General features: G+C 34.4%; 22 protein-coding genes. 7 read left to right on the forward strand and 15 right to left on the reverse strand.

Going from position 1 to position 22,510, the window contains the following annotated elements:
* Positions 1 to 13: 13 nt before the first annotated feature.
* The 8 genes from K5R64_RS01625 to K5R64_RS01660 all read right to left on the reverse strand — a co-directional run bounded on the left by K5R64_RS01625 (position 14) and on the right by K5R64_RS01660 (position 10,075).
* Positions 14 to 1,360, reverse strand: coding sequence for a DEAD/DEAH box helicase (locus K5R64_RS01625; protein WP_220760172.1), 1,347 nt, complete (start codon positions 1,358 to 1,360; stop codon positions 14 to 16).
* 304 nt (positions 1,361 to 1,664) lie between these two features.
* Entirely contained in the window at positions 1,665 to 2,930 is a 1,266-nt protein-coding gene (locus K5R64_RS01630) for a YaiO family outer membrane beta-barrel protein (RefSeq protein ID WP_255580268.1), read from the reverse strand.
* Position 2,931: 1 nt separating this feature from the next.
* Positions 2,932 to 5,346 (reverse strand): LTA synthase family protein, encoded by a 2,415-nt coding sequence (locus tag K5R64_RS01635; protein WP_220760174.1) that lies wholly within the window; start codon positions 5,344 to 5,346, stop codon positions 2,932 to 2,934.
* Between the two features lie 25 nt (positions 5,347 to 5,371).
* Positions 5,372 to 6,802 carry a glycosyltransferase family 2 protein gene (locus K5R64_RS01640; RefSeq protein WP_220760176.1) on the reverse strand — a complete coding sequence of 477 codons (1,431 nt, stop codon included), beginning with the start codon at positions 6,800 to 6,802 and terminating at the stop codon, positions 5,372 to 5,374.
* A 2-nt stretch (positions 6,803 to 6,804) separates the two neighbouring features.
* The gene (locus K5R64_RS01645; protein WP_220760178.1) at positions 6,805 to 7,923 is read right to left on the reverse strand and encodes a HEAT repeat domain-containing protein; all 1,119 of its coding nucleotides are present in this window, start codon (positions 7,921 to 7,923) and stop codon (positions 6,805 to 6,807) included.
* A gap of 19 nt (positions 7,924 to 7,942) precedes the next feature.
* Complete coding sequence (locus K5R64_RS01650; RefSeq protein ID WP_220760181.1) at positions 7,943 to 8,311, reverse strand: response regulator transcription factor; 369 nt, start codon at positions 8,309 to 8,311, stop codon at positions 7,943 to 7,945.
* A gap of 243 nt (positions 8,312 to 8,554) precedes the next feature.
* A complete protein-coding gene (locus K5R64_RS01655) occupies positions 8,555 to 9,319 on the reverse strand; it encodes a TIGR02757 family protein (protein WP_220760183.1) in 765 nt (254 codons plus the stop codon).
* 93 nt (positions 9,320 to 9,412) lie between these two features.
* Positions 9,413 to 10,075 carry an ABC transporter ATP-binding protein gene (locus tag K5R64_RS01660; protein ID WP_220760185.1) on the reverse strand — a complete coding sequence of 221 codons (663 nt, stop codon included), beginning with the start codon at positions 10,073 to 10,075 and terminating at the stop codon, positions 9,413 to 9,415.
* 147 nt (positions 10,076 to 10,222) lie between these two features.
* Here K5R64_RS01660 and msrA point away from each other — a divergent pair, with 147 nt between their 5' ends.
* Positions 10,223 to 10,759: a peptide-methionine (S)-S-oxide reductase MsrA gene (gene msrA, locus K5R64_RS01665; protein WP_220760187.1), complete on the forward strand. Its 537-nt coding sequence runs from the start codon at positions 10,223 to 10,225 to the stop codon at positions 10,757 to 10,759.
* Between the two features lie 6 nt (positions 10,760 to 10,765).
* Here msrA and K5R64_RS01670 read toward each other — a convergent pair whose 3' ends face one another.
* The 7 genes from K5R64_RS01670 to K5R64_RS01700 all read right to left on the reverse strand — a co-directional run bounded on the left by K5R64_RS01670 (position 10,766) and on the right by K5R64_RS01700 (position 16,073).
* Positions 10,766 to 11,191: a DUF3995 domain-containing protein gene (locus tag K5R64_RS01670; RefSeq protein WP_220760189.1), complete on the reverse strand. Its 426-nt coding sequence runs from the start codon at positions 11,189 to 11,191 to the stop codon at positions 10,766 to 10,768.
* Positions 11,188 to 11,493, reverse strand: coding sequence for a DUF6787 family protein (locus tag K5R64_RS01675; protein ID WP_220760191.1), 306 nt, complete (start codon positions 11,491 to 11,493; stop codon positions 11,188 to 11,190). The genes K5R64_RS01670 and K5R64_RS01675 overlap by 4 nt, the downstream gene beginning before the upstream one ends.
* Positions 11,494 to 11,524: 31 nt before the next feature.
* On the reverse strand, positions 11,525 to 11,956 hold the full coding sequence (locus K5R64_RS01680) for a DUF6146 family protein (RefSeq protein WP_220760193.1): 432 nt from the start codon (positions 11,954 to 11,956) through the stop codon (positions 11,525 to 11,527).
* A 47-nt stretch (positions 11,957 to 12,003) separates the two neighbouring features.
* Positions 12,004 to 12,561: a DUF937 domain-containing protein gene (locus tag K5R64_RS01685; protein ID WP_220760195.1), complete on the reverse strand. Its 558-nt coding sequence runs from the start codon at positions 12,559 to 12,561 to the stop codon at positions 12,004 to 12,006.
* 100 nt (positions 12,562 to 12,661) lie between these two features.
* Entirely contained in the window at positions 12,662 to 13,612 is a 951-nt protein-coding gene (locus tag K5R64_RS01690; protein ID WP_220760197.1) for a D-2-hydroxyacid dehydrogenase, read from the reverse strand.
* A 238-nt stretch (positions 13,613 to 13,850) separates the two neighbouring features.
* Positions 13,851 to 14,921 (reverse strand): 3-phosphoserine/phosphohydroxythreonine transaminase, encoded by a 1,071-nt coding sequence (gene serC / locus K5R64_RS01695; protein WP_220760199.1) that lies wholly within the window; start codon positions 14,919 to 14,921, stop codon positions 13,851 to 13,853.
* A gap of 93 nt (positions 14,922 to 15,014) precedes the next feature.
* Complete coding sequence (locus tag K5R64_RS01700; RefSeq protein WP_220760201.1) at positions 15,015 to 16,073, reverse strand: acyl-CoA reductase; 1,059 nt, start codon at positions 16,071 to 16,073, stop codon at positions 15,015 to 15,017.
* Positions 16,074 to 16,210: 137 nt separating this feature from the next.
* Between K5R64_RS01700 and K5R64_RS01705 the strand changes: the two genes are divergently transcribed.
* The 6 genes from K5R64_RS01705 to K5R64_RS01730 all read left to right on the forward strand — a co-directional run bounded on the left by K5R64_RS01705 (position 16,211) and on the right by K5R64_RS01730 (position 22,501).
* The gene (locus tag K5R64_RS01705; protein ID WP_220760203.1) at positions 16,211 to 16,561 is read left to right on the forward strand and encodes a 4Fe-4S dicluster domain-containing protein; all 351 of its coding nucleotides are present in this window, start codon (positions 16,211 to 16,213) and stop codon (positions 16,559 to 16,561) included.
* 185 nt (positions 16,562 to 16,746) lie between these two features.
* On the forward strand, positions 16,747 to 17,841 hold the full coding sequence (gene ychF, locus K5R64_RS01710; protein WP_220760205.1) for a redox-regulated ATPase YchF: 1,095 nt from the start codon (positions 16,747 to 16,749) through the stop codon (positions 17,839 to 17,841).
* 268 nt (positions 17,842 to 18,109) lie between these two features.
* A complete protein-coding gene (locus K5R64_RS01715) occupies positions 18,110 to 18,631 on the forward strand; it encodes an NADPH-dependent FMN reductase (protein WP_220760207.1) in 522 nt (173 codons plus the stop codon).
* Between the two features lie 23 nt (positions 18,632 to 18,654).
* Positions 18,655 to 19,620 carry a transglutaminase domain-containing protein gene (locus K5R64_RS01720; protein WP_220760209.1) on the forward strand — a complete coding sequence of 322 codons (966 nt, stop codon included), beginning with the start codon at positions 18,655 to 18,657 and terminating at the stop codon, positions 19,618 to 19,620.
* A 25-nt stretch (positions 19,621 to 19,645) separates the two neighbouring features.
* On the forward strand, positions 19,646 to 20,503 hold the full coding sequence (locus K5R64_RS01725; protein WP_220760211.1) for a tetratricopeptide repeat protein: 858 nt from the start codon (positions 19,646 to 19,648) through the stop codon (positions 20,501 to 20,503).
* Positions 20,504 to 20,638: 135 nt separating this feature from the next.
* A complete protein-coding gene (locus K5R64_RS01730) occupies positions 20,639 to 22,501 on the forward strand; it encodes a DNA topoisomerase IV subunit B (protein ID WP_220760213.1) in 1,863 nt (620 codons plus the stop codon).
* The last annotated feature ends 9 nt before the right edge of the window (positions 22,502 to 22,510 follow it).

The raw sequence follows: 22,510 nt of genomic DNA on the forward strand, positions 1-22,510 counted from the left end.
GGCAAACTAATAATTATTTTTTCTTCTTTTTTGCAGCTCTTTGTTTCAACATGTTTCTATTTACTGAACCATGCGTTTTTTTCTTAGTTTTAGATGGACCACCAAGATTAATTTTTTGATTCTTTTTGGCTTTATCATGAAAAGCACCATCGCCATCGGGTTTCTTTTTTTTATTAAAAAGTTTGATAACAGGACGTTCTTTTTCAGGTTCGATTAGTTTGGTTGAAATTTCAACTTCTTCTGGAAAAGCTTCAATTTCAAGTTCAGTGTTCATCAAAATTTCAATAGCTACTTTTACTTCTTCTTCTCGAGGAGCAATAAAACTGATAGCAGTTCCGGTTGCATCTGCACGACCCGTACGACCAATACGGTGCATGTATAACTCCCCAAATTCAGGCATTTCAAAGTTGATAACATGGGTAATATTTGAAATATCTAAACCTCTAGCCATAATATCAGTAGTTATCAATCCACGAAGATTTCCTTCTTGAAATTCAGCCATCGTAGTCAATCGGTAATTTTGTGATTTATTGGAGTGAATAACACCAAATTGTCCTTCAAAATCTTCTTCAATTCGGTCAAAAACCATATCTGAAATCTTCTTATTGTTCACAAAAACAAGAACACGACTCATTTCTTCATTAGTAGCTAATAAGTGCTTTAATAAGTTGATTTTGGTGTTGAAATTGGGAACATTATAAGTGATTTGTTTGATTTTTTCTAAGGGTGTTCCTGATGGTGATAGGGTTACTTCTTCTGGGAAATCAAAATAATCATTTAATACCGCATCGACTTCATCCGTCATTGTAGCTGAGAATAAAATGTTCTGACGTTTTTTAGGCATCATGGCCAAAAGAGCTGTCAATTGGGTACGGAAACCTAAGTTTAGCATTTCGTCAAATTCATCTATAACGAGTTTTTGCATTTCTTCAAAACGCACTACATTGTCTAACGCTAAATCCATGGTTCTTCCAGGAGTTCCTACTAAAATATCGGTACCTTCATACACATTTTTTCTCTGTGTATTGATGTTGACGCCTCCGTAAATTCCAATGGTTCGAACCGACATATATTTGGTCAGTTTTTCAATTTCATCAACCACTTGCACAACTAATTCTCGAGTAGGAACGAGGATTACAATTTTAGGAGTATGTGTCGTGTTGAATTTGTACAGTTTTAATAAAGGCAATAAATAAGCAAAAGTTTTACCTGTTCCTGTTTGTGCAATTCCCATCATATCACGTCCAGACATGATTACGGAAAAGGATTTTTCTTGGATAGGAGTAGGGGTTGTAAATCCTAAATCATCAATAGCTTTTTGTACTGATTTAGGAAGGTTGAATTGCTCAAAAGTGCTCATAAAACGGATATTTTGTGCAAAGATACGCTTTTTATAAGGATACTAGCATCGACAAGACAAAGTGTTTAGAAACAACTGCTGGTCAATGGTTGATTCAGAAGCCTGTGCTTTTTGAAAAGTAATTTGGGTTTAAAGGAGAATTTAATAAAATACTACTTTTAGATTAAATAAGTTTTTAGCAAAATTTTTTTATCGAACCATTAAAATTAAGGTTCATTTAGCTTAATGATTCTTAATTTTAATGGTTTAAACGAAATAGAAAAAATAGATTATTGGGTATTTATAGCTCCCAACTCCCAAAGTTTTACTTAAATCTCATGTCCCAAGACAGTGTAAAGGAATAAATCCAAAAATAGTTTCCTGGGTCAAAGCTAATTTCTTGATGAGTGAGATCAAATTGTGCTCCCCAAGCATTTTTGTTTTTATGAGTTGTAAAAAAATAGCCTAAGTTAAGTCGTTGCGATTGAAGGTTGATGATGGTGTTTTGGTTGTTTTCAACTTTAAACTGATAAATTTCAGGTGAAAATCCCATACTAAATGAAGCAGACCAATAATTATCCGCATTAGCACGGTAACGACGGTAATTGACAAGTCCCGAGGTGCTTAAACCGCCTTCTCCAGGTGTTAAATAAGGGCGGATTGCCCAATAATTATTTCCAGTGTACCAACCAAGTGAACCAGTATAAATCATTGTTGTACTGTCAAACTGTAAGGCTCTAAATCCTGCTGAAAATTCCAAGCTATACGGCAATGATTTGTACAATTCCACACCATAACGTAGGTCTGGGAATAAAAAGGAATTGGCTACACCAAAGTTGACGTAGGCATACAACCCTTTGGCTATTTTAGGATACAAATCAACCTCAAATTGGGTTCCGTTTTCTTTGAAACGTCTATTGAAATTTACTTTCGCAATAACAGTTCCGTACTTCGTTAGATGACTAAGACTAAGCGTATGCAATTGCATAGGGTCAAACACTTCAGAATATAAATCTACCGCCGAACGCAAGCCAATAGCGCTTTTACGGAGAGATTGATTGAGACTCGATTTAAATTCAATCGCTTTCGTATTATTGGGATTTTTTTCAATTATTCCTTCTACGATTTGTAAGGCTTCTAGCGGTTTTTTAGTGTTTTCTAATGCACTCGCTTTTAATAGTAAAATTTCGTCATCGTTAGGAAATAATTTCAAGGCGTCATCAGCCATTTTTATGGCCTCATAGTAAGAATTACTCCAAGACTCATTCTTGATGGCAGCTACCCAATTTTCCTTATTATTGGAGTCTTTTTCCATTACATAAGCAAATTCTTTACGTGCTTTTTTATAGTCACCGTCCCACGAATAAGTTGTGGCAAGAAAGGTACGAATGTCACTGTAATTAGGATATTTAGTTAATATATGAAGCAGCGTGTCTTGTGCTTGTTTGCGTTGGTCGTTAAAAGCAAGTTTGCGAGCCGTTTCAAATGAAGAATCAGGATTTCCATTATAGGGTTTTACCTGTCCTTGTGCTTGTAAAGTTGCCAGTAATACTAATGCGCCTGAAAATTTAGTTAGCTTTTTTAACATCATTTTACAATGTTTTTTTGATTTTAATCAATTCTTTATTGGCTGGATTCTTTTGGATGACACTATCTATGACCGCCATAGCCATAGTGGCATTGTTTTCTCTTTTATATGCTTGTGCTAACTTGATTCCCAGTTCGGGGGTGTTTACTTTGTTTTTTAATCCTTTTTTGGCAATCGAAATTCCTTTGTTGTCTTGGTTAGACCACCAATACAAATCCATCAAGGCTAGATAGCTGTCGTTGTAATAAGGTGTTCTTTTGACTACTTCAAGTAATTCAGTTTCTGCTTTCTGATATTGTTTGTCCCATGCTAATGTACGTCCTTTGAGGGTGCGTACATCAGCATAGTTAGGATATTCGTTAAGAATGTAATTGCATAACAAACGTGCTTTTTCACTTTCTTTATTAAAAGCGAAATCTCTAGCGAGAAAAAAAGTTTCATCAAAGGTCAGTCCTTTAGTTAGTTTTTTAATCGTTGCCAAATCTTCCTTGGAAAATTGAAATGCAGGTTTGGTATAGGTATTAATGGAGTTCGGAATAATTTTGTTTTTCTTGGTCAAATAGGCATTGAGTTTTTTGGCTTCATTAAGACTATCTTTCATTAATTGTCGCATTTCGCTATCATTAATAGAAGTCAATTCAAAATCCTCATCTATCTTGAACAAGTTTCCATCCGAAATCAAATAGTCTTTGTAAATCATTTCGTTAATACTTCCTTTGTTTTGCATAATCGGAATTTTGTGAATATTACGAAATTGTCGGACAGTATCCAATCCTGAACTCATCCAGGCGGTTTTTTCCATTTTATTCATTTTGTAATTATTCATTAAAAACGAAATCAAACTAGGCGTAATATCCCAATGTGAAGAGACTGATTTGAACGTTTGTGGTTTTTTTAGCAACGGACTATGTAGGTACAATGGTACATGAAAACGACACAATTTATCTTTTTGAGCTATTGGTATTAAACGATGGTCTCCCGTAATGACAAAGATGGTGTTTTTGTAATCAGGTCTTTTAGCGTATTCGGTGATGAATTTTTTTATAGAATGGTCAGTATATAACAAACAAGCAAAAATATCTTTATAAGAAGCCACTTCAGATTTAGAAACTTGTAATCGTCTATTGGTAGCTACAATACTATCCACTTTTCTCAAATATTCTTTTTTGGCAGGAAAATCAAATGGTTCGTGATTGGTCAAGGTCATAATGATGTCCAAACGAGGTCCTTTTTTGGCATCCAACTCCGAAAGTGTTTTTTTGAAAATTTCCCCGTCAGGATAGCCCCATGAAAAACCACCTTCGTTTGCTTGGGTTTTTTGATAACCTGGTCCAAATTTGTTAATGTCTATTACGTGGTCAATTCCGTTATATTCTAAAAAATTTATTTTTCGGTCAAAACTAGATTCGTCACCACAGTAAAATGAGGTGGTATATTCATTTGCTTTCAAGATACTTACCAATGAAATATTGGAGGGCAACGGATTCATTTCTAAAAAACCTTTTTCGCCATAGGGCAGTGAACCTAGAATAGAAGGCAATGCTCCAAAAGTACGGCCGGCATTACTAACGAAATTTTCCCAGTACAGTGATTTAGGAATTAAGGCATCCAAGTAAGGGGTGAAGCCACTATACTGGTTTTTACCGATAAATTCAGTTCCTAAGCCTTCCACAATAATCATTACAATATTGGGTTTTTCTTCTTTTATTTCAAAAAATGGAGCCAAAACATCTGGAGTAGCTTCAAAGGGTTGTACCAATGGATACTCTTTTTTATAAGTAAGGTCTTCAATGTTGAAAGCGTTTTTATCAGTTTGAAAACGAATGATATCTGTGGTGAAATAAGCAAGTTTGTTTTGGTAATCAGAATCTGAAAATGGTGTTACCGTTGCTTTTAATATACAAGATAGAACTAGCAAGCTCAGTAGGAATACTTTAGTAAATTGTTTGATTTCTTTTTTGGAAATCGCATTGTACAAAACCAAAAAAAGCGTAGGAAATACAATAAACGGAACGAAATACAATAAAGATAACGATTCAGAGGCGGTTACCGTCGTAAACATATCGTCTAAAGAATAGCCTAAAAAATCAGCTCCTAAATTAACGAGTGTAGTAAGATGGTATTTTGTTAACGCAAATTGCCCAATTGCAATTAGACAAAAAAGTACTTTGATTACAATCGTATTCCACGATTTAATTATTAACCCAAATATTAAATAGATAGGCAAGAAAAGGAGTGAAAGTAAAAAAACCGTCCAATAGTCATTAAGAAATTTATACGTTGTAAAAGTAAGAACGTTCGAAAGGACAATTCCGTTTGCAAGTTTCGAAAAGATTTCAAAAAGACTTATGAGCCAAAAAGTAAAGGTTAGTGCAAGGCTTAAAAAAAGATAGGTTCTTAGTTGGTCCTTAATTCTCATATTTAAAATATTATTTTTTTGCAATTTAGTCAATTGTCATTCCTTTTCGGGTCATTTCGCCCCATTTTATTTTTTTGTTAAAATAATAATCGAAGTTCCCTTTAATGGCTGCATATAATACAAAAGGATGGTTGATGAAAGGCTCTAAGAAAGCAGCTTTAAGTAATTGATATCCAGTTCCTTTTTTCTTGTATTGATGATAGGTATGTTCCTCAGTAATAATGGTTACGATTGAAAAGAAAACGGTAAATAGATAGGCTACAATTATAAAAGCCAAGGCATAATCCCATTTGACACTATTCATAGCAATGAGGTAAATCATATAAAATAAGCCTACTACCTCTACCAGTGGAGCGATTCTTTCAAAAATAAGCCAATAAGGATAACTTATGGTTCCTAATGAGTTATAATCAGCATTGAAGGCTATTTTTTTGTGTTTTTTAAGCGTTTCGATTGTGCCACGTGTCCAACGATTTCTTTGAGAAATAAACACTTTATACGTATTAGGCGCTTCTGTCCAACAAAGAGGGTCAGGTATATAAGCGACTTTGTATTTTACTTTTTGTTCTTCCATATATCGTCGCATTCGCACTATGATTTCCATATCCTCTCCAACAGTATGGGTATCATAACCTCCTACTTCAATTGCTGTTTTTTTGTCAAACATACCAAATGCCCCAGAGATAACTAATAATCCATTTAGCCTACTCCATGCCATCCTACCTAATAAAAAGGCTCTTAAATATTCTAAAATTTGCCCTTTTACAATAGCGTTTTTAGGAAGATTCACATCCAAAAGTTTTCCATCTTTAATCACACAAGAGTTGGCAATTCGGATAACACCACCTGCAGCAATTACTTTACTTTCCGTTGATTCTAAAAATGGTTTGATCATTTTTTGTAAAGCATCTTCAAGCAACAAACAATCTACATCAATACAAGCTACATACTTATTAGTGCTTATATTAAGACCTGTATTTAAAGCATCGGCTTTTCCTCCATTTTGCTTATCGACAACAATCAATCTTTCAAATGCAGGGTTAGTTGATTTAAAAACACCTTCTCTTAGAGGTTGAGTTGGAATTTGTTGGTTGATTGGATAATCTACTTTGACCAAGTCGTAAGCCTTTATCAGTTTTTCAAGACTATCATCTTTACTACCATCATTCACTATAATAACATCGTAATTTGCATAGTGGCAGGATAATAAGGAACGCACATTTTCAACTATATTTAATGTTTCGTTATAGGCAGGTGCTATGATTGATATGGAAGGCGAAATTGAGGATGACAAAATTTCTTTGTAATTAACAAAGCTGTTTTTTTTCATGTAATTGACAGTCTCAACTCCAGAAATAAAAGCAAGTATGATATAAGATAGAACCGCTAAGAAGGCAAAACTAAAGAATATGAATTCTAAAATTAAAGCGATTAATTCAGGGGTAGTGTAGTTCATGGTTAACTGGCTTTAGTTAAACGTTCATCTTCTAAATTGTCATTTTTAATAGGTTGTACGACAATCGAATTAGCGATTTGGATATCAATTAATTTGATAATGTTTTTTGCTGACATTCGAATTTCAAAATTCTCATGTTGAATAAAGGCCATCATAAAGTCAGCATCTACAGTCATTAATAAGCTTTCATCTATTTTAAAAAAGGCGATTTGTTCTTCTAGACTTCTTTCGCTGATACAATCTTTAAGTACTGCTACAGCTTCAAAAATTCCTAAATGCGAAACAATTTCGGTGGCTTGAATTCGAATCGCTACGATAGGATGATGCAATAAAGCGATAATTTCCTCTTGCGCTTCAAATTGATTGTAAATTTTAGCTAGTTTCAAAGCGAAAGAGATGACTGAATCATTTGATGATTGTAGCCAATTCGAAATATCAGGTAATTTTTGATTTCCAGATTTTTGAAGAATCTCTAATAATTGAATTTGATCCCATTCAGATAATTTTTTATCATAGTTATCCAAAAAATGAAGCCCTTCAAAATTAAATAACTTTACAAGATAAAATTGAATTTCTCTTCGTACTTCTTGTTTAGGATGATTAAGGTACAAAATGATTTCGTCATGCACTTCTTTAATACCAAATGCCCCTAATTCTCTAATAGCTCTCGCAACTACGTCCCAACGTTTGCTTTTTAATTTGGTAGAAGCCTGGGTGATAAATCCAGTTTCATAGTATAATTGCTGAATCGCATCAGCTGTTTCTCCAGATATTTCGTTACGTAGTTTGAGTAAGGTATCAATAATAATCTTTCTTTTTAATCCACTTCCTAAAGCGCTAGTCGAACATTTGTGAAGATATGTAATGATTTTTTGTTGTTCAGCAGTGATTGTACCGCTATCATCCCCAGAATACAAATATTCTATTAAATCGGCTTCATACTTTTTTTGATAAGTACGTATAATACGTTCTTTATTTCTTAGTCGAGTTCTTAAATGCTTTAAATACACGATTAAAACAGCTATTGTCACTATAAAAGCGCCACTAGTTGCCCATGATATTTGTATTATGGATGGTGCATGACTTAAGTAGTCAACAAGATGTTGATAGGTATTTACCATAAAAAAGTAGCGTTAAGGATTAACGTAATAACCTTTTTGTTCTAATGATTAATTCATTGGGACTAAATGGTTTACTCATGAAATCAGTGGCCCCCAGGTTAAAAGCATTGACAACCATTTCTTCTTGTCCTGCAGATGAAAATACTACGATAGGGGTATTCGAAGCCAGTTTATTTCTTACATGACTAATTACTTCTAAACCACTTACAAAGGGCATCATGATGTCAGTCAAAATCATATCGGGGTTGTGTTCTTCGATAAGATTGATGGCTTCTTTTCCGTTTCCTGCAATTAATAGATCATAACCCTCTTTTTCTAATTTGAATTTAAGTAATAATGAAAGAATGGAGTTATCTTCAGCTAAAACAATTTTTTTAGTTGTATTCATTAATAGGTTAAGTTATTAGTTTATAATTTGAGTGATTGGGTAGTTCAAATATAGTATAAACTTTTTAATTTTATCGATTAAATGTAAAAAAATATCGATTAAGTGCATAAAATCATTAAATTGAAGTCTTAATACTACAATTTTAAAAATGAACACCATTAAAAACTATTAAAAACTATTAAAATGCATTAAAAGAAATACGTTAAAAAAAGTTGCTTACTTCAATTTCAGGAAGTTGAATTTTTAAAATCCTTCGAAAACACCCAATCCAAAAAGTGCAAAATCATATTTTACAGGGTCTGTTGGGTCAAGTTCACGCAAGCGTTTGTCTAATTCGGCAAGGGTTTTAGCATCATTTTGTTTTCTGGTGATTAAACCTAGTTTTCGGGCTACATTGCCTGTATGCACATCCAATGGACAAGAAAGAGTACTTGGGGCGATAGTTTTCCAAATTCCTAAATCGACTCCTTTGGTGTCTTGCCGACACATCCAGCGCAAATACATATTGATGCGTTTCGCTGCAGAATTGTTTAGTGGATCCGAAATATGTTTTTGTGTCCTAGGAAGGTGTGGTATTTCAAAAAATATTTTTTTGAATTCCGAAATACTCCTTTGCATCGAATGAGATTCTTGGTTTTTAGCAAAAACTGCTTCGAGACCGCCGTAATTGGAATAGATGTTTTGTAAAGATTTTATAAAACCAATAAAATCTTGACCGTTGAAAGTGCGATGAACAAATGTTTCGAGTCGTTCTAAGTTGGTTTCTGAATGAGACATGACAAAATCATAAGGCGTATTTCCCATCAAATTCATCATCCGATGACTGTTTTTGATAATCATCGTTCGATTGCCCCAAGCTATGGTAGCGCTCAAAAAACCTGCAATTTCAATATCTTCCTTTTGTGTAAATAAATGAGGGATTTGCACAGGATCGGTTTCAATAAAATCTAAGGTGTTGTACTGAATGACTTTTTCGTCAAGGAAATCTTTGAGTTCCGATTTTGTCATTTTCAAGGTAGGAGTTAGGGTTTAGAGTTTAGAATTTAGGAGCTATAAGCTCTACGTATCTTAGAGTCTTAGCCTCTTAGTTTCTCAACTCTATTAAGAACTAATCTGTCCATCTACCATCACCAATTTTCTATCGGCCATGTTAGCTAATTCTTCGTTATGAGTTACAATTACAAAGGTTTGTCCAAATTCATCACGCAATTTGAAAAAAAGTTGGTGTAAATTTTCCGCTGAATGGGTGTCTAAATTTCCGGAAGGTTCATCAGCAAAGATGATAGCGGGTTTGTTTATCAAGGCTCTGGCAACCGCCACACGTTGTTGTTCCCCTCCTGAAAGTTCATTGGGTTTATGGTTGATTCGGTGTCCTAGTCCAAGGTATTCCAATAAACGTTTGGCTTCGGTTTCCGTTTCATTTTTAGGTTTGTTTGCGATATACGCAGGTATGCATACATTTTCTAGTGCAGAAAATTCAGGCAATAATTGATGAAATTGAAAAATAAAACCCAAATTCAAATTGCGAAATTTAGACAAGTTCTTGTCATTCATCGATAAGATGTTTTCTTGATTGATTTTAAGTTCAACACCTTGGTTAGCAGCAGGATGGTCTAAGGTACCTAGGATTTGTAAAAGTGTTGTTTTTCCTGCTCCTGAAGCTCCTACTATCGAAACAATTTCGCCTTTTTGGATGTGTAAATCAACTCCTTTTAAAACATGAAGTTGATCGTAATATTTATGTAAATTTTTTGCTTGAATCATTTAAACCAATTTTAGCAAAGAAACAAAGAATTTGCTAATTTGTCGAAAGAAATAAACAAGACTATTTATAAAGTTTCGTTAAATCCATATCGCTTGTATTCAAAGAATAGTTTAAATTTGGTAAAATGAACAAGAAATAAAAGTATCATGATTGAAAAAGAAGTAGCAATTGTAGCAGGAGGTTGTTTTTGGTGTACCGAAGCTGTTTTTTTAGAGTTAAAAGGAGTCGAAAGTGTCGTTCCGGGTTATATTGGCGGTGAGATGCCTAATCCAACTTATAAAGCCATTTGTACAGGGCAAACAGGGCATGCTGAGGCCATTCAAATTGAATTTAACGCTAATGAGATTTCTTTTGCTGAGCTTTTGGAAGTATTTTTTGCAACTCATGATCCTACGACATTGAATCGCCAAGGGAATGATATAGGCACTCAATATCGAAGTGAAATTTTCTATACCAATGAAGAGCAAAAAAATACAGCAGAAACATTTATAAAAGAACTTCAAGAGCAAAAGGTGTTCACGAGTCCTATTGTGACCCAAATTTCTAAAGCATCAACTTTTTATGAAGCGGAAGATTACCATCACAATTATTATAACGGAAATAAAGAACAGGGGTATTGCTCCTTTGTTATTACACCCAAAATTGAAAAGGTAAAAAAAGTTTTTAAGGAAAAATTAAAGTAAACAGTTTTATAGGATATAATCCATCATAAAAGTGAGGATAGCAATTAACACACAAAGAGGCGAATAGTACTTGGTGTCATTATTGCCAAATCTTGTTTGCTTGTATTTTTTGAAAAATCCAATGTAGTTAAATTCGCCTATTGCTCTTATGGTAAATAGAACTGTTAGGAATTTTAGACCGTATATATGGATTAATTCAGGTAGCTGAATAGTTAGTATTTCTGCTTTTACCAAATAAAAAAGACCAATTGTCATTAAACAGATTCCTACTATAGCTGTAGGGACAGGGCCAGGAAATTGAGGTTTCAATGTTTCAGGTTGTGTTGGGAAAACAGCTCCAGTTCCCCATTTTCCTCCTAAAGCCCAGTAAAAATGAATTCCAGATAAAAATAAAAAAACAGAAAAAAGTAGAATAGCTATTGTTGGTATCATGAGGATTTAAATAAAAAACCGAATCCCATTTTGCGTAACATTTTTTTTTCAAAAGCCCAAAAGAATTTAAATTGACCAAAAATTAATCCTATGAGTACTAGTAGAACTTGATAAATAGGAAAAATGAGTATCAATCGGATAGGAGTGTATAGTAGCCCTAAGACTTCTTCGGTTAGACCTATCCAATCACATACATAACGTGATAACCAAGCCGACGTTGAGCCTGTGATGGCAAAAACGATAAATATAATGGTCAATTGGAAATTAGATTCAATTCCCCAACGCTCTTTAAGTTTCTTCATTTTAGTTGCAATGATTACAAATATAAGAACATTATCTTAGAGGAACATTACCAAAAAGTCTTTGTTTGTAGGTATTTTGAAAATAAATCATATAATTGTAAATAAGGTAATTTACTTCATAACCGTAATTGATCATAGGGTCATAATCTATTCTCATTTCGTACAAGTTAGGATTGTAACGTCGGGGTTGTAAAACCCTGTTGTTCCATTCGTTGATATACAAACGATTTTTATTTTCTAGAAATTGTTGGCTATGAAAGCCTCGAGGCAATGCCTGAGAATTCAACCAAACATTAAAACCATTATCAATAATAATCACTTCGTATTCTAAAGAATCATTTGCTATTCGGATGGTGTCGTTTGTTGTGGTAGAAGAATGGTTTGCTTTGGTTACCGATTTTGAAGTATGACAACTGATAAGGATGCCTAATATAATAAGGAGTATGTAAACACTTTGTTTCATAAGAATGCGTTTAATGTGGGTATTATAATTAGGAGCCAAAAGTTGGCTTACTTACCAAAAAGTTTTCCAAACATGCCAGCAATTCCTCCTTTTTTGGTTAATTCGATAGCGTCATCTAAATCTACTTTACCGTCTGCATTTTGATCCAGTCCAAAATGAACACCATACGTAGAAATGGCTTCCATAATACCTGCGTGTTCAGCACTTCCATTGCCTGTCAAGGTGTTCACTATGTCAGAGATGTTGATGCTGTTGTCTTTTGGGTCATTTGCTTTTCCAATCAAGGCATTAAGAAGTTTAGGGATAATAGCGGTAACAGCGCCTGAGGCAACAGTACTGCTAAGTCCTGTTTTTTGGGTAAGCGAATGGGTTACCTGAGCAGTAATTTCTTTCACAGTAGGGTCATTTTTATCTAGTTCTTTTCCTTGTAATAAACCTGCTATTTGTGATAAATCTCCTTTGTTTGCAATGGCTTGTAAGCTGGAAAAAATAGCATTGCTAGTTTCTTTGATAACTGTTTGGTTCTGTTCGTTTGGGATATTAGCATTGTTTACAATAGTATCAGCACCCAATTGTTCGGTTAATTGTGATAGAATGTCTAGCATAGAAAAGTTTTTAGTAGATTAGCGTATCAAATTTAATAAAAAAAGGACTCATTACCAATTTTGTAATGAGTCCTTTTAGGCTTTACGCTATAAATTAAGATTAACTTAATAAGCTAATGATTTGTGAAGCTAATTCAGTTCCAATTCGGTCTTGAGCTTCTCCTGTAGCCGCTCCAATGTGCGGAGTCAAAGAGATTTTTGGGTGCATCAATAATTGTGTAGCTGGAGTAGGTTCGTTTTCGAAAACATCTAAACCTGCAAAAGCAACTTTACCTGAATCTAATGCCTTAACTAAATCTACTTCGTTGATAACCCCACCACGTGCACAGTTTACAATACCTACACCGTCTTTCATTGTAGCAAATTCTTTTTCAGTTACAATGTAACCGTTTTGAGCTGGTACGTGTAATGTGATAAAATCAGCTTCTTGGAATACAGATTCTAATGGTTGAGAAACAATAGTAGTAGTGATAGATTGACCATCAAAGAATTCTACTTTTACATCTACTTGAGGGATAAAGCTATCAGCAGCGATAACTTTCATTCCTAAACCAAGAGCCATTTTGGCAGTAGCTTGACCAATACGACCAATACCTACAATTCCTAATGTTTTACCTCTTAATTCAATTCCGTCAGCATAGGCTTTCTTCAATTCGTTAAATTTAGTATCTCCTTCCAAAGGCATGTTTCTGTTAGAATCGTGCAAGAAACGAACACCAGTGAATAAGTGACCAAAAACCAATTCGGCAACTGATTCAGATGAAGAAGCTGGCGTATTGATTACGTGAATTCCTTTGCTTTTAGCATAATCCACATCAATGTTATCCATACCTACACCACCACGACCGATGATTTTGATTCCAGGACAAGCATCAATAATGTCCTTGCGAACTTTAGTTGCACTACGAACAAGGATAACGCTGATGTTGTTTTCGTTAATGTAGTTTGCTACTTGTTCTTGAGCGACTTTTGTAGTGATTACCTCAAAACCACCTTTTTCTAAAGCCAAGATTCCACTTTTTGAAATCCCGTCATTTGCTAATACTTTCATGTCTTTTTATTACATTACGAGGTATTATCCCCAAATTAATTGAATGTTTTTTAGAAGCTATTTCCCGCTATCCATTTCAATCTTGTGTCGGCGTAGATGCCTGCCTCCACAAGGATTTCCACTTCTATCGGGGCTAGAGCCTCTGCTAGCATTTAAGGTTCTTAGATTTTAAGGAACAAAGGTTCTAAGTTTTTTATTTAAATCCTTAATTCTAAATCCTAAATCCTTAATTGGAAAATTAAACTGCTTTTTCTAAAGCTTGCATCACATCTACTAATACTTGTACGCTTTCAATTGGCATAGCATTGTAGATAGATGCTCTGTAACCACCTACAGAACGGTGTCCTGGTAGTCCAGAGATTCCAGCTTCCTTCCACATTTTGTCAAATGTTTCCGTGTACTCTGGATTAGTCAACAAGAAAGTAACATTCATGTTAGAACGGTCTTCAGTAACAGCTGCTCCTTTGAATAATGGGTTTCTGTCAATTTCGTTATATAGCAATTCAGCTTTCGCATTGTTTAGTTTTTCAACCGCTGCAATACCGCCTTGTTCCTTGATCCATCTCAATGTCAATAGAGATGCGTACACAGGGAAAACAGGAGGGGTGTTGAACATACTATCTGCTTTTACGTGTTTGGCATAATCCAACATGCTAGGAATAGCACGACCGCTTTTACCGATGATTTCTTCTTTGATAACGACTAAAGTTGTTCCTGCAGGTCCCATGTTTTTTTGAGCACCAGCATAAATAATATCAAATTGAGAAAAGTCTAATACTCTTGAAAAGATATCCGAACTCATGTCACATACCATTGGGACATTAGTTTTAGGGAACGTTTTCATTTGTGTACCAAAAATGGTGTTGTTTGAAGTACAGTGGAAATAATCTGCATCAGCAGGAATTTCATATCCTTTAGGTACATAAGTATAATTGTCTTCTTTTGATGAAGCTACAATTACTGTTTCTCCAAAGAATTTTGCTTCTTTAATAGCTGCAGTAGCCCAAGTTCCTGAATCTAAATAAGCTGCTTTACCACCTTCTTTCATCAAGTTGTATGGAACCATTAAAAATTCTAAACTAGCTCCACCAGCAAGAAAAAGAGCTTGGTATCCTTTTCCTTCTAATCCTAATAATTCAAGAGCCAAAGCTCTAGCTTCATCCATCACAGCAACAAAGTCTTTGCTACGGTGTGAAATTTCTAAAATAGATAATCCTGAATTATTAAAGTCTAAAATAGCTTGTGCTGATTTTTCAAAAACTTCTTGTGGTAAGATACAAGGTCCTGCGCTGTAGTTGTGTTTTTTCATGGTATAATTTAAGTCCAAAAAATTAAAATGCAAATTTCGGTAATACGACTCGAATAAGCATTAAATTATTCATAATAATTATTAAAATTTATTCTATGTTATTAACAAAAACGATATAGTATCAATATTATCTGCATAATCCCATAATTTTGGTAGTTGTGTTTGTCCAAAAGGGACACTGTTTTTAATGAGATTATTGCTTACAATACATTGAATGTTTTCGTCTTCAAGAACCAGTCTTTTTTCTAATTTGGCCAGATCATCGTAATATTCATAAAACACACTCGAAATAGGGGAGGCATGGCTAGTATCTTCTTTAAGTGTTAAAAAACCATTGTCAAGAAGTTGGAAATTACTCATTAAGAAAACCGCCTTGTTGTAATCGTAATTATTGGCGTATTTTTCATAATGTATTATGTCTTGGTATTCAAACATGGCTTCAAAAAAGGCGTCAAATGAATAACCTTTTGGCACAAATAATTTAGAAACATTCCGACACCCTAGTCCAAAATACCTGAAAATATCTTCTCCCAAACCAATTAATTGTTCTTTGGTTTCAGTTCCGTCTAATACTGCTACTGAGTTGCGACTTTTACGAATGATAGAGGGCTTGTCTTTGAAATAATATTCAAAATAGCGTGCGGTATTGTTACTGCCTGTAGCTATTACAGCATCAAAATTTTCTAGTTTTCCTTCTGTAAAAGTGATTTTGTCTGCCAATTCGGGTTCGATATGCATTAAATATTTTGCCAAAAAAGGAAGTAAATGTTGGTCGTTGGATGACGTTTTAACCACTGCATAATGTCCGCAAAGCAAAACAGACAAAAAATCGTGAAACCCAACTAACGGAATATTTCCTGCTAAAATCAGTGCAATTCTTTTGGGGGTTACAGCTGTAAAATCATAGGAATTCAACCATTGGTCTAGGTTTTCTTTGGTCAATGCTTTGGCCCAAGAGCCAATAGCAAAATACACTTGTTCAGGAGTGTACCAGCCATTGTGAGACTGGCTTAGTTGAATTAAATCTACAAAAGAATCAAAAAAAATGTCATTCCCTAAAACACCTTCATTTGGCTTGTTTTCAGTCTCTGAAAATTGACTCAAAAATTTCCCTAGTTCAATAAAAGCATTTTTTTTTGTTTCTAATGTCATAATGTTTGTTTATGAAATGTTTTGATTGTAATTTTGCACAAAAATAAGCATTATTAAGCCGAAAGTCAAAAGTTAATTTCAGAGTAGAAATAGTCAACTTAAAACTTTTAAACTTGAAACCTTTAAACTAAAAAAGAATGGCAATTATCATAACAGACGAATGTATCAACTGTGGTGCATGTGAACCAGAATGTCCAAATACAGCAATTTATGAAGGTGCTGATGATTGGAGATATAAAGATGGAACTAAATTAAGCGGAACCGTAGTGTTGCCTGACGGAACTGAAGTAGATGCTGAAGAGCCTCAAACTCCAATTTCTGACGATGTATATTATATTGTTCCAGGAAAATGTACAGAGTGTAAAGGGTTTCATGATGAGCCTCAATGTGCTGCTGTTTGTCCTGTGGATTGTTGTGTACCTGATGAAAATCATGTTGAAGACGAAGAGACTTTGTTGAACAGACAAGCTTTTTTACATAACGAATAAGTAGTAAGCTATCCAAATAATAAAAAAATCCTGAGTTAATCGCTCAGGATTTTTTTGGTTGTAGGGTTAAATGATTGTTTAAAATGTATGTTTAAAGGCATTTTAAATCTTATATTTGCACACTTTTAAAATAAAATATTCAAATACACCTTGTTTATAAGGTGTTATCAATACATCATAAAATCATGAAAGCAGGAATTGTAGGGTTACCAAATGTTGGAAAATCAACTCTTTTTAATTGTTTGTCTAATGCCAAAGCGCAAAGTGCCAACTTCCCTTTTTGTACCATTGAGCCTAATATAGGGGTTGTAAATGTACCCGATCCACGCATCAATCGTTTGGAAGAACTAGTGAAACCTGAGCGTGTACAAATGGCTACAGTAGATATTGTTGATATTGCAGGCTTAGTAAAAGGAGCCAGTAAAGGTGAGGGATTAGGAAATCAATTCCTAGGAAATATCCGCGAGTGTAACGCTATTATTCATGTTTTGCGTTGTTTTGATAACGATAATATTGTTCACGTAGATGGAAATGTGAATCCAATTCGCGACAAAGAAACAATTGATATCGAGTTGCAATTAAAAGATTTAGAAACCGTTGAAAAACGTTTAGAAAAAGTCAATCGCGCAGCCAAAACCGGTAACAAAGAAGCGCAGACTGAAAAAGCGCTTTTAGATCGTATTCGCGAAGTTTTGTTGCAAGGAAAATCAGCGCGTACTGTTACACCTCAAAACATTGACGAGGAGCAATTAATGGAAGAATTTCAGTTGATTACGACAAAACCTGTTTTGTACGTATGTAATGTTGATGAAGCTTCGGCGGTGAGTGGGAATGCTTATGTGGATCAAGTACGTGAATTAGTAAAAGACGAAAATGCAGAGGTAATTGTATTGTCGGTAGGAGCAGAAGCAGATATTACAGAATTAGAAAGTTACGAGGAACGTCAAGTGTTTTTGGAGGATTTAGGTCTTACCGAACCAGGTTCGTCAGTATTGATTAGAGCGGCTTATAAGTTGTTGAAATTACAAACGTATTTTACAGCTGGTGTAAAAGAAGTTCGTGCATGGACTATCAATATTGGAGATACGGCTCCAAAAGCAGCCGGTGTAATCCATACTGATTTTGAAAAAGGATTTATCCGAGCAGAAGTAATTGCTTACGAAGATTTTTCTAATTACGGTTCAGAAGCCAAAGTCAAAGAAGCTGGAAAATTAAGAGTAGAAGGAAAAGAATATATTGTTAAGGATGGTGATGTAATGCATTTCCGTTTTAACGTGTAATTTGTATTATGAATTAAGTACAAAGTATCAAGATGTTGAAACCTGCAAAAATGATTTTGCAGGTTTTTTTATGTTTTTTTAGGGTGTTGGAATGAGTAACGAGGTAGTTTGTAGCTCAACCTCCATTGCAACTAGTCTTTGTTATTTCTCAATTTTAACGCTTATCCTAAAATGATAGGTGAATTAGCGGCATTAGAAAAGCTGAATGTTCTGCTTTGGTTAGGTCATTGTGGTTCAGAAAAAAACACTATTTTTATAAAAAAAAGCCATGAAAATAATTGCCTTTGGAGCCAGTCCGAGTAAAAAATCAATCAATAAAAAATTAGCCACCTATGCGGCTTCACTTTTTGAGAATGCCCAAGTTGAAGTTTTAGATTTAAATGATTATCAAATGCCCATTTTTAGTGTGGATATCGAAGCTGAAATAGGGCAACATGAATTAGCGAAAGCTTTTTTGGCAAAACTTGCTTCAGCTGATTTCTTGGTGGTTTCTTTAGCGGAGAATAACGGAAATTATTCGGTTGCTTTCAAAAACATTTTCGATTGGTGTACCCGAATTCAAAAAGAAATATTTCAACAAAAACCAATGCTGTTAATGGCAACTTCGCCTGGAGGTAGAGGAGGAGCGACGGTGTTAGAATTAGCCAAAAATGCTTTTCCTCGTTTTGGTGCTGATATCAAAGCCACTTTTTCATTGCCTAACTTCAACGATAATTTTGATGTAGTAAATGGAATGATTTCTAATCCAGATTGGGATAAGGAGTTAAAGAATAGTATTCAAGGAATTTAAGAATTAAGTGTTGGTATAAAGTGATGAGAAAAATTTTTTACTGTTTAGTAGTTGTCAGTTTGTTGTTTCTCACTAAAGGCTATGCTCAAAAATATGATAAAGTTGATTTAATTGTAGATGGTTATCCTAAATCAATTACCAATGTAAATCAGTTGCTTGCTTTGATACGTAAAGATTTTTCTCTACCAGATGAAAAAGCTAGAGCTGTTTTTAGATGGGTTTGCACTACTATAGCTTATGACGTTGCTTTGTCCGAATCGATGAATCATTCTTATGTAAAAGCTTTTTCGTATAAAACGGAAAAAGAAAAAGAGATTAAGGAGAAAAAATTTAAGCAGGATTTGATTCAAAACACTATGACTACAAAGAAAGCCGTATGTCATGGTTATGCTGTTTTGATGGAAGATTTGTATGCAAAGTTGGGATTGGAAACTAAAATTATTTTAGGGAATTTGCGAACTGATGTATCTCAAATAGGAAAAATGCCTGATGAATTAAATCACGCTTGGAATGTAGTTAAAATTGACAACAAATGGGAATATGTGGATGCTACCTTGGCTTCAGGTTTTGTTTCGGCCAAAACGAATTTGTTTAAATTTTATTTTAATGAAGGGTATTTTTTTACCAATCCTGAAAAATTCTTTTTGAATCATTATCCCTTGGATGAAAAATGGTTGTTTGTAGCCAAAAATAAATCGGATTTTGCCAAACTACCAGTTTTTTTTGGTGACTTTTTTGAAAAAAAGTATAAAATTGTGAAGCCTGAGTCAGGTATTTGTATGTCTAAAAATAATAAAGAACTCCATTTTAGTATTGCGGGTTTAAATGATAATGACGTCATTCAATACCTTTCAAGTTTAGACAATAAAAAGAAGTATTTAAAACTAGAGAATCAATCCAATTTTAGTATTCCTATTGAAGGAAAACAAAATTCCGTTTTATACTTATTTATAAATGGTAAAGTCGTAGCGGTGTATAAAATCGTGTAATTTTTTATAATAAACGGAAAACAAAATGAATAAAGGACAACTAAGAAAATGGATTTTTTCGCTAATGTTAATCGGACAAGCAATTGTGGCTCAGGGAACATTCGAATTTAATAAAAAATTTATCAATTGTGAGGAAAAATGGGTTGTTTTACCAATGTCAAAAGATAGTTCTTATGTCTATGGATTTGTATATATTGATACACAAGCAGGTTTAACCATTGATATCAGAGGCAGTTTTAAGATGGATGCTCAAGATAAATTGGTCTCGATCAAAGAGAATACTACCTCCCGAATTGTACATCGATTGGAGCCAAATACCATGCAGGTTGCTATATTTCCAGAGGAAAAATTCGCAGCGCTTCAAATAACTAAAACACCAGAATGGTTAGCAGTTTACAAAACGGATGAAAACACTGTTCAACGATTTTTTAGGAAAGGTTTTGTGTACAATGCATGGAATGAATGTGCGTTAGGGCTTTCATTTTTAGAAAAAGCTCAAAAACTTAACCCAGCTTACAAAGGTCTAGTTACCGAATTGGCTTTTTCGTATAATTGTGCGGGAAGATACTCTGATGCAATTAAAATATTGGAACAGTCCCTACAAGAAAATCCAGCCGATGCTTATACCCACAAAGAGTTAATTTATGCTCAAACAAAATCAGGGCAAATGGATAAGGCTATCGTTTCGTGTCAGCGGTCATTAAAAGTTTGTAAAGATCAAACTTATGCAGCCGAAAACTCTTTTCAAGTTTTACATGCCTATTTTACCAATAAGGATCACTCTAATTTTGATAAATGGTTGGCAAGTAATCATGAATTATTTAATAAAGACAAAAGATTCTTACCAATCATTGAGCAAATGAAAAATCAAGTTAAGAATTGAACTTAAAATCTTTTAATTCCTAATCCTAATCTCTCCCTTCCCTTTGTCAATATCATTCTTGATAACTTTGAATCTGCGGGCTTTTATAATAGTTTGAGAAATGCTATATTAGCGGAAAATCGATAAAATTCCCAAATGTCAGAACAAAATCAATACACCGAAGATAATATTCGGTCACTCGACTGGAAAGAGCATATCCGCATGCGTCCTGGTATGTATATCGGGAAATTAGGAGATGGTTCATCGCCAGATGATGGTATTTATATTTTATTAAAGGAAGTAATTGATAACTGTATCGATGAGTTTGTCATGGGTACTGGAAAAACAATTGAGGTTTCTATCAAAGATAAAACGGTTGCAGTACGAGATTATGGTCGTGGAATCCCGCTAGGGAAAGTAGTTGATGTGGTTTCTAAGATGAACACGGGGGGGAAATATGATTCACTTGCGTTTAAGAAATCGGTGGGGTTAAATGGAGTAGGAACCAAGGCTGTAAATGCGTTGTCCACTTATTTTAGAGTAGAATCGGTACGTGATAATCAACAAAAAGCAGCCGAATTTTCCGGAGGTAATTTAACACTAGAAGAAGACATTACCGAAACCACAAAACGAAAAGGAACTAAAGTCACTTTTACTCCTGATGAGGCGATTTTTAAACATTACAAATTCAGAAATGAATATGTAATCAAAATGCTTAAAAATTATTGTTACCTCAATGCAGGTTTAACCATTATTTATAACGGAGAAAAATATTTTTCAGATCACGGACTTCGTGATTTATTAGACGAAAATATTGCCGAAGAAGACAAGGTCTATCCCATTATTCATCTTAAAGCAGATGATATTGAAATTGCGATGACCCATAGTAAAACGCAATATAGCGAAGAATACCACTCTTTTGTAAACGGACAAAATACGACTCAAGGTGGTACACACTTGGTGGCTTATCGAGAGGCAATTGTAAGAACCATTAGAGAGTTTTATAACAAAAACTTTGAACCTTCAGATATTCGAAAATCGATAGTAGGAGCAGTAAGTGTTAAGGTAATGGAACCTGTATTTGAATCTCAAACCAAAACCAAACTGGGTTCGACTGATATGGGGTCAGACCCTGGGATGCCGTCGGTGCGAACGTTTATCAATGATTTTGTTAAAACTAATCTAGATAACTACTTACACAAAAATCCAGAAACGGCCGATTTGCTTTTGCGCAAAATTTTGCAAGCCGAAAGAGAACGAAAAGAACTCTCAGGGATTCGAAAATTAGCTAAAGATAGAGCAAAAAAAGCCAGTTTACACAATAAGAAATTGCGGGATTGTCGCGTGCATTTACCTGATGTAAAAAACCCGCGCTATTTAGAAAGTACCCTATTTATTACCGAGGGGGATTCGGCTTCGGGTTCTATAACGAAATCTCGTGATGTGAATACCCAAGCGGTGTTTAGTTTGCGAGGAAAGCCTTTGAACTCGTATGGAATGACCAAGAAAATTGTGTATGAGAACGAGGAGTTCAATTTGTTGCAAGCTGCATTGGATATCGAGGACGATATGGAAAATTTGCGTTACAACAACATCGTAATCGCAACCGATGCTGATGTCGATGGGATGCACATTCGTTTGTTGTTAATTACTTTTTTCTTACAATTTTTCCCGGAATTAATCAAAGACGGTCATTTGTATATTTTGCAAACGCCTCTTTTTAGAGTTCGAAATAAGAAAGAAACGATTTATTGTTATAGCGAAGAAGAACGAGTAAATGCCATCGAAAAATTAAAACCTAAACCCGAAATTACTCGATTTAAAGGATTAGGAGAGATTTCGCCTGATGAGTTTAAACACTTTATAGGGGAGGACATTCGTCTGGAACCCATTATGTTAGATAAAGCCACTTCTATCGAAAAATTATTGGAGTTTTACATGGGTAAAAACACCCCTGACCGCCAAGAATTTATCATCAAAAACTTGAAGGTAGAATTGGACGTGATTGAAAAAGAGTAATTTTTTTGC

Origin of the sequence: Flavobacterium sp. UMI-01, from assembly GCF_019656315.1 — a bacterium.
Lineage (GTDB): Bacteria > Bacteroidota > Bacteroidia > Flavobacteriales > Flavobacteriaceae > Flavobacterium.